This window comes from Rhodomicrobium udaipurense JA643 (assembly GCF_000636015.1).
Classification (GTDB): domain Bacteria; phylum Pseudomonadota; class Alphaproteobacteria; order Rhizobiales; family Rhodomicrobiaceae; genus Rhodomicrobium; species Rhodomicrobium udaipurense.
Genome location: NZ_JFZJ01000139.1, coordinates 1 through 8,228, shown reverse-complemented (window position 1 = coordinate 8,228; position 8,228 = coordinate 1). Strand labels below are relative to the sequence as shown.

The window sequence follows — 8,228 nt, the reverse complement described above, 5'->3', positions numbered from 1 at the left end:
GTCGCCCTTTGCTACGAGGTCAAGCGCCACATCTTCCTCGCTGCCGTCCGCGCCGATGCGGCGAGCGTGCTTCGGCGCGAGGTTGAGCAGCGCGCGGATCGCACCGCCTGTTGCCGCGCGAGCGCGCAGTTCGAGCACTTGGCCTAGCGCGACAAGCACCGTGATGACCGCCGCCGCCTCGAAATAGACGGGCACCGCGCCGTCATGCGCCCGGAATGCGGGCGGGAACAGCCACGGCGCGAGCGTCGCGACGACGCTGTACGCATAAGCGACGCCGGTGCCGATGGCGATCAGCGTGAACATGTTGAGATGGCCGGTCCGCACGGATTGCCAGCCGCGCGCGAAGAACGGCCAGCCGCACCACAGCACCACCGGCGTCGCGAGCGCGAGTTGCAGCCAGTTGAGGCTTTGTCGGTCGAGCGCGTGCCAGCCGAAAAAATGCGCGCCCATTTCGGTGATGAACACGGGCAGCGTGAGCGCAAGGCCGATCCGGAAACGGCGCGCCATGTCGATGAGTTCGGGGTCGGGGCCGGTATCGGCGGTGGGCATCTCGGGTTCGAGCGCCATGCCGCAGATGGGGCAGGTGCCGGGGCCGATCTGGCGGATTTCCGGGTCCATCGGGCAGGTGTAGACCGTGCCTTCTGGCACAGGCGCGGGCGACGCGCTGTCCTTTTCGAGCCAACGGCGCGGGTCGGCTTCGAACTTCGCCATGCAGCCGCCGCAGCAGAAATAATAGGCGCGGCCTTCGTAAGTGGCGCGGTGCTTCGCGGTGTGCGGGTCGACGCTCATGCCGCAGACGGGATCGACGGCACGCGTATGTTCCGCGCCCTTATTACCGCCGCAACAAGAGTGTGCGCCCGCGCCCTCGGCCATGTTTCGAACTCCTTCGGTCATGCACTGAAGGTAATACCCCTACGGGGTATCCGTCAATGGCGGCACGCTGGAGCGCTTCCTTCAGCTCCGCGCCCGTTTGAGCAGGCGCTCGACATAAGCGGGCACGACCTCCGTCGCCGGGCCGTGGATCGCGTCGATAAAGCGGCTGATGCCATGCGACGGCTCAAGATTGAGTTCAACGGTATGCGCGCCGACGCGAAGGGCCTCTTCCACGAAACCAGCGGCGGGATAAACCGTCCCGCTCGTGCCGATGGAGATGAATAGGTCGCAGCCGAGGATCGCCCGATAGATGCGTTCCATCTCGTAGGGCAGTTCGCCGAACCAGACGACATCCGGCCGCAGCACGCCGGTCCGCCCGCAGGACGGGCAGACGCTTTTCAGGGTGATGTCATCGTGGAGGGCATGCCGCGTTGCGCAGGCCGCGCACAGCGCCTTCATGATTTCGCCGTGCATGTGCACAAGCTTCTTCGAGCCCGCCATTTCGTGCAGCGGGTCGATATTCTGCGTGACGATCAGCACGCCGCCCGGATATTCGGCTTCGAGGCGGGCGAGTGCCAGATGCGCCGCGTTCGGCTGGACGTCCGCATTCTGCTTGCGCCGCTCATTATAGAATTGCAGCACGAGCTTCGGGTTGCGCTTGTAGCCCTCGGGCGTGGCGACCTCGCGGTAATCGTATTTCGCCCAGATCCCATCCTTGTCGCGGAAGGTATGCAGGCCCGATTCGGCCGAAAGCCCCGCACCCGTCAAGATGACGATGCTGTTATAGCGGCTCATCGATGAGGCTTGTCCCCTTGACTTGTGCGGCATGCCCAACCCACCTCTGCAAGACGGTATTGTTATGAGACTAACCGATTTTCCAGAGGAGACGACATGTCAAATCGGCTTGAGGGGGTCGCGCATCTTGCGGGGCAGACGCTTCGAACGGTGAGCTATGCCGCGCTCTATCGATACACAACGCGGCGTTCACTCGCGCTTGGCGCGGATGTCGGCAAGGTGCAGCTTACGAAACCGGCGCCGGGTCTTTTCCCGCTGGTGCAGGACGTGCTGAAGCTTCAGGCGAGAGACGCGAAAGCAGTGGCAGACGGGCTTTATCCGATTCCGCAGGAGGAAAGCGGTTCATTCGCCGAGCGGATCGAAGCCGTGCGCCGCATGCTCGACGACCTGCCGCAATCGGCGGAGCGGCGCGCGGAGAAGCGGTTTGACGAGGCGGCGTCGCTGCCCGAGGCGCAGGGGCTGCCCGCCTATTACACGCAGAACTTTCATTATCAGTCAGGCGGTTGGCTGACGGTCGATTCGGCCAAGCTTTACGACATTCAGGTGGAGACGCTGTTCATGGGGGCGGCGGGTGCGATGCGTCGCCAAGCCATTCCGCCCATCGCCGATTTCGTGAAGGGCCGCGACCAGCGCCAGCTTCGTCTCGTGGATGTCGCATGCGGCAGCGGTCGCTTCCTCGGGCAACTCGCGCAGGCGTTCCCCGCGCTGCCGATAACCGGCACGGACCTCAGCCAGGCCTATCTCGACGAGGCGGCGCGCTTCCTCAGCGATCGGCGGACCATCGGCTTCCGCCAGGCGAACGCCGAAGCGCTTCCCTTCGACACGGGAAGCTACGACATCGCGACGTGCATTTATCTTTTCCACGAACTGCCGCACGACGTGCGTCGGCGCGTGGCGCGTGAGATTGCCCGCATCCTGAAGCCCGGCGGGTTGTTCGTGTTTGTCGACTCGATCCAGTGGGGCGATGTTGACGGCTATGACGGCCTGCTCGAAGCCTTTCCGCAGCGCTTCCACGAACCGTATTTCCTCGATTATTGCGAAGACGATCTCACCGGCGCGACCGGGGTTTTCGCCGAAGCGGGCTTCGAGGTTCGCGACGCATTCCCGGCCTTCCTGTCGAAGGTCGTGGTCTGTGCGAAGAAGAGCGCGAGCTAGCGCTCAGGCGCATGCGGCGCAAGCGCTCGCTCACCATATATATACGAATGAAAAGTAGATATAACCGGCAGAGTTTCGGGAGGCGCGCATGAGAACCCCGCTCAATCGGAAGGAAAAGCGGCCCATCCCGAGCCAGGCCGGGCGCACCGCTATCGTAACCGGCGCAAGTTCCGGCATCGGCCTTTATACTGCGCTCGGCCTCGCGAAGGCGGGCGCGAAAGTCATTTTGGTCTGCCGCAGTCAGGTGCGCGGCGAGGATACGAAGCGGCTGATCGCGCGGCAGAGCGGCAACGAGCCGGATCTGGTGCTCGCGGATTTCGCAAGTCTGAAGTCCGTCCACAACGCGGCGAAGCGCATCGCCGATGGTTTTAATGAAATCCACATCCTCGTGAACAATGTCGGGGCCTTCGCGCCTGTCCGTAAACTGACGGTCGACGGCTACGAAACGACCTTCGCCGTCAATCACCTCGCGCCGTTCTTGTTCACGAACACGCTCATTCCGACGCTCGCGGGCAGCGGCGAAGAGCGCCGCAATGCGCGCATCGTGACCGTGGCCTCGAACGCCTCCAATCGCGCCTCCATCGATTTCGGCGACCTCATGTCGAGCCGCCGCTACAGCGTGTTCCGCGCCTATGCGCAGTCGAAGCTGGCGAATGTGCTTTTCACGGTGGAGCTTGCGCGCCGTCTTCCACCGAAGCCCGTGACGGCGAACTGCCTGCATCCGGGCGTTGTTGGGACGGGGATCGGCAATCTGGGCGGCGTCATGGGCGCGGCGTGGTCGCTTTTGAGGCCGCTGGTGCTTACACCGGAGCAGGGGGCGGAAAACTCGCTCTATGTCGCGACCGCGCCGGAGATTGAAGGCAAGAGCGGGCTTTACTTCGTGAAGGAGCGTCCCGCACGGCCGAACCCCATCGCAGAAGATGCCCACGCCGCGCGGCGGCTGTGGACGGAAAGCGAGCGTCTCGTCGAGGCCGCGCTTGAGAAGGCGCATGCTTCGGCGTGAACTTGGCGGGGGTCGGGGCGAACGCGGAAGCGCGAAAGACGCCCAGCGCTTTACGTCGGGCGTCGCAGCCTGGAGACATTGTTCCCCAAGGGGGTGACATCAATCAGATCAGGAGCGTTTCGCGCCCGTGAGATTCGGAAGCGGGATTTACAGCCTCGTGCTGTAAACACACGCGGCGCTAGAAGTATTCCGTCGTCGATCAGCTTTCTGCGTCAAAACCGAATTTGCTTCAACGCAGGCTGATCTAGTGGCCCGATTTAGTCCCGAACGCCAACGATAACCAGCATCCGTTTCAAGCAACACTTGAGCGACCATACGACCACTAGCAAAACTCTATCCAGAGAAGCTTCTCAATTTGACATTTGAGGGGGAACTCGCGTTACCGCGCCTCAAATGTCAAATTCGCTTCAGCTAGCTCGCGACGCGAACCGGGCGCATGAGGAAGGCTGGCACATGGTCGCCAAGCCCGACGACCGGGGCGGATGTTGCGGGCGGGAGCAGTTCGCGATGATAGCGTGACACGCTCGAACCATCGCCATTGCGGCGGTTGCGCGCGGGGCGCTCCGCGGTTGCAGCGGCGGGTGCCGAGCGACCGTCACCAGCCGGCTCCGCACGTTGACGGATCTGGCGAACCTCTGCGGTTTCCCGCGGCTCGGTGCTTGCGACGGCAGCTTCCTTGTTCCGACCTCGTCCGGCACCTCCGCGTTCACCGCGACGCGACCGCTCGCGGCGTTCGCTGAAGTCGGTGGCTGCGAGGTTCTCGGTCGAAGGCTCGCCATCAATCCACTCGATCTTCGCCTTGCAGAGATTTTCGATGGCGCGCACGCCCTTCATCTCCTTCGGCGTAACGATCATGGCGGCGTAGCCGTCGCGGCCTGCGCGTCCGGTGCGGCCGATGCGATGCACGTAATCCTCAGGGCTGATCGGCACGTCGAAGTTGAAAACGTGGCTCACTTCGGGGATGTCGAGGCCGCGCGCGGCGACGTCGGACGCCGCGAGATAGGTGATCTCGCCCTTCCGGAAGGCTTCGAGCGTCGCCGTGCGTTGGCGCTGGTCGAGATCGCCGTGGAGAGCACCCGCGTTGAAGCCGTGCTTGACGAGGGACTTATGAAGAACGGCGACATCACGCTTGCGATTGCAGAAGATGATCGCGTTCTGGATCGTAGAGACCTCGGATCGCATCAGCTCGCGGAGCACGTGGCGCTTCGTCTTCGAATCGGCGGGGGAGAATTTGAGCTTCTGCGTAATGTTCTTCGCCGCAGTAGCCGGGGCGCTGACGCGGACCTGCTCGGGGTTCTTGAGGAACTGGTCGGTCAACTTCTGGATTTCCGGCGGCATCGTCGCCGAGAAGAACAGCGTCTGCCGCGAGGGCGGAAGCAGCTTGCAGATACGCTCGATGTCGGGGATGAAGCCCATGTCGAGCATGCGGTCCGCTTCGTCGATGACGAGGTAATCGACCGCGTTCATGAGAAGCTTGCCGCGTCCGAAATGGTCGAGCAACCGCCCCGGCGTTGCGATGAGAATGTCCGCACCGCGTTCGAGCTTCTTTTCCTGATCGTCGAAGGACACGCCGCCGATCAGAAGCGCCACCGTGAGCTTGTGCTGCGAACCGAGCGTCTCGAAGGCTTCGGCTACCTGCGCCGCCAATTCGCGCGTCGGCTCAAGGATGAGCGAGCGCGGCATGCGGGCGCGGGCGCGCCCCTGTTCGAGCATGTTCAGCAGCGGTAGAACGAAGGAGGCCGTCTTGCCAGTTCCCGTCTGGGCGATGCCGACGACATCGCGGCCCTCTAGGGCGAAGGGGATTGCCTGGGCTTGAATTGGGGTGGGTGTGGTATACCCTGCTGCATCGATGGCAGCCAGCACTTTGTCGCTGAGCTTAAGGTCTTTAAAAGTCATATCCCGTTGGGTTTTTGGAACCACGTCATCATGGGTTCAGTGAGTATCATCCGCACAATGCAGATCGATGACAGCATGCGTCAGGCACTAGTATCCAGCGTCGCATTAGCGGGCAGATTGCGACCCACATCGGATTACCATGCTGCCTGGAAGTGCTGCGATGGCAGAATTTCAAGATTCTGCCTTGACGCTTGACGCGAATATGATCGCAACGCCAACCGCAGTCAACCCCGTAACCCGCCGTTTTAAGCCCGCGAGTTCCGCTTCGATCGAAAAAATTCGAAGGGTGTTGCAAACCGAGAAGAGAGTTCGGCGTCAACCTGACGGTGGCAAGCGCGATTCATTGATGATTTTGGTTCAGGCTGGCGGAGAGGGTGGGATTCGAACCCACGGTACGGTTGCCCGTACTCCGGTTTTCGAGACCGGCCTATTCAACCACTCTAGCACCTCTCCGCACGAAGAAAACCCTGTATTTTCAATGGCGTAACGCGTTCACGTTTTGTTGTCAATGACTCGGTTTTCACTTCGGTTTGCAGTTCCTATCAGCGCAGCCCGATTTGCGCAACCCATGACTGTTCCAATTTTCACTCATGACTGGCTCGATTTTTTCATGGCCGCTCGTCCGGCGTTAGGGCCAAGATTTCATGATCGAAGATTGGCGCGGCGGGAGCTGGCTGTGGCTCGCAAAGGGCACCCAGCGCAAGGTCGAGAGCGCAGGAAGCGAAGCGGCCGAAGATGGGCGGAAGCCGGTTCGAAGCGCGCTGAGGGCAGAGCCCTGAGCCTTGATCCCTTATCGAAAGTCATCATGCAATCTGTTTGAGGGCCTTCGACATTTGGCGGCGCTCCGCAAACCGCAATAAGATCGCCATGGCGGCGCAAAAAGGGACGACCACCGATTTTGGACCGCGCGCCAGACAGGATCATCAGCCATGTCCTCCCTGAAATTCGTCTTCCTCAATTTCGAGGGCTGCATCGATCGGCGCACATGGTGGATGGGCTTTGTGCTTATTCATTTGGGGATCGCGAGCTTCAACTTCGTGCTGTCGAAGTTCATGGGCGACGACGCGCCGTTCCTAGACGGCACCTGGCCAAACCTCGTGCGCCTCCTCGGCGACCGTTCCGGGTGGATCACTGCGGTCGTCTTCCTCGTTCCGCAAATCGCGATCAACACGAAGCGCTTCCACGATCGCGGGATGTCGGGATGGTGGTGGCTTGTTTTCCTGATCCCCTTTCTTGTGGCGACCGCCATCTCGATTTCACCGCTCGGCGGCGAGAATTACCCGTCGCCGCTCGCGGGCTGGGCGCAGTTGATCTGTGGCTTGACGGCGATGTGGACATTCATCACCCTCGGCTTCCTGCCGTCGAAATACGCGAAATAGTCCGCCGCTTGCATCCGATGACCGGATCACGCTGATAGCGGCCGTAGGGGCGATGCCTCCTTCGGGCCAGGAGCTACCTTTGCCTACGTCCGCTGCGCACAGGGGACGTTGGATGCCGCTGCTAAAGAGCGTCTACTAAGAACCCGCGGTTCGGCCGGCATGGCGCTCCGCCATGTATCTGCCCGGAGAAGTGCCGAGCGTCTTGCGGAACATGGTGACGAAACTCGGCACGCTTTCATAACCCAGGTCGGCGGCCACCTGCTGGATCGAGGCGCCATCGGCCAGCCACTGCACCGCGAGCATGACGCCGAGCTGCTGGCGCCAGCGCCCAAAGCTCATCCCGGTCTCGCGGCTGATCAGCCGCCCAAGCGTCCGCTCGCTCAGGCCGGCGCGCTCTGCCCACCCCTCCAGCGAACCACGTTCGGAGGGCGCGGCCATCATGAGGTCGGCCAAAGTGCGCAGCCGCGGATCGACCGGCATCGGCAAATGCAGGTCCTCGATTTCGGCGGCCGCGATCTCGTCGAGCAACACCGCCAGGAGCCGCGAGTTTGCGCCGCCCTCGTCGTAGAACAGCGGCAGGCGGGCGGCGCGGAACAGCAGTTCGCGCAACAACGGCGTCACCGCGACGGTACAGCAGCGTTGCGGCAGGCCGGCGTCGAAGCCGGCCGCGACGAACGCGCTGTAGCCTTCGAGCGAGCCGGTGGCCTTGATGGCGTGCAGCGCGCCGCCTGGTATCCAGACCGCGCTGCGCGGCGGAACGATCCAAAGCCCGCCTTCCACCCGGCAGCTGAGCGCGCCGCGCTGCACCAGCATGATCTGCCCCTTGGCATGACGGTGCAGGTCGAGCTCGATGGTGCCGATCTTGTTCGACGCCATGCCATAGGTGACGACCGGGCGCGCGACCTCGTCGGGCTCGATCCAGTCGGACGCAACGGAGCTGTCTGTGAGAATGGGCATCGTTCGATCTACCACACCGTTTGGCGTAAATGGATAATAATTTGTCCAGGCTTCGTAATGACGTCAATGCGACCTCCCTTTACTCTCACGGACAGTCGAGGCCGAAACTGTCGGCATCACCGAAAGGGACTTTCATGACATTGCTGAGCAGCAAGCGCGTCGCAGAGACG

Annotated in this window: 7 protein-coding genes and 1 tRNA gene; 3 read left to right on the top strand and 5 right to left on the bottom strand. The window is 62.4% G+C overall.

Annotated elements, in window-relative coordinates; genetic code table 11:
- Positions 1-873 (bottom strand): YHS domain-containing protein (locus tag T281_RS14865; RefSeq protein WP_155955281.1); only part of this gene is annotated, 873 nt, incomplete at its 3' end.
- 81 nt (positions 874-954) lie between these two features.
- The gene (locus T281_RS14860; RefSeq protein ID WP_037241032.1) at positions 955-1,668 is read right to left on the bottom strand and encodes an NAD-dependent deacylase; all 714 of its coding nucleotides are present in this window, start codon (positions 1,666-1,668) and stop codon (positions 955-957) included.
- A gap of 96 nt (positions 1,669-1,764) precedes the next feature.
- Here T281_RS14860 and T281_RS14855 point away from each other — a divergent pair, with 96 nt between their 5' ends.
- Positions 1,765-2,823 carry a class I SAM-dependent methyltransferase gene (locus T281_RS14855; RefSeq protein ID WP_052037546.1) on the top strand — a complete coding sequence of 353 codons (1,059 nt, stop codon included), beginning with the start codon at positions 1,765-1,767 and terminating at the stop codon, positions 2,821-2,823.
- An 88-nt stretch (positions 2,824-2,911) separates the two neighbouring features.
- On the top strand, positions 2,912-3,826 hold the full coding sequence (locus T281_RS14850; RefSeq protein ID WP_052037545.1) for an SDR family oxidoreductase: 915 nt from the start codon (positions 2,912-2,914) through the stop codon (positions 3,824-3,826).
- A gap of 411 nt (positions 3,827-4,237) precedes the next feature.
- Here T281_RS14850 and T281_RS14845 read toward each other — a convergent pair whose 3' ends face one another.
- Positions 4,238-5,722: a DEAD/DEAH box helicase gene (locus tag T281_RS14845; protein ID WP_037241029.1), complete on the bottom strand. Its 1,485-nt coding sequence runs from the start codon at positions 5,720-5,722 to the stop codon at positions 4,238-4,240.
- A 363-nt stretch (positions 5,723-6,085) separates the two neighbouring features.
- A tRNA-Ser gene (locus T281_RS14840) sits at positions 6,086-6,175 on the bottom strand.
- A 476-nt stretch (positions 6,176-6,651) separates the two neighbouring features.
- On the opposite strand from T281_RS14840, the gene T281_RS14835 reads away from it, so the two are divergent.
- Positions 6,652-7,101: a DUF805 domain-containing protein gene (locus T281_RS14835; RefSeq protein ID WP_037241026.1), complete on the top strand. Its 450-nt coding sequence runs from the start codon at positions 6,652-6,654 to the stop codon at positions 7,099-7,101.
- Between the two features lie 135 nt (positions 7,102-7,236).
- Here T281_RS14835 and T281_RS14830 read toward each other — a convergent pair whose 3' ends face one another.
- Entirely contained in the window at positions 7,237-8,058 is an 822-nt protein-coding gene (locus T281_RS14830; RefSeq protein ID WP_037241023.1) for an AraC family transcriptional regulator, read from the bottom strand.
- Positions 8,059-8,228: the final 170 nt, after the last annotated feature.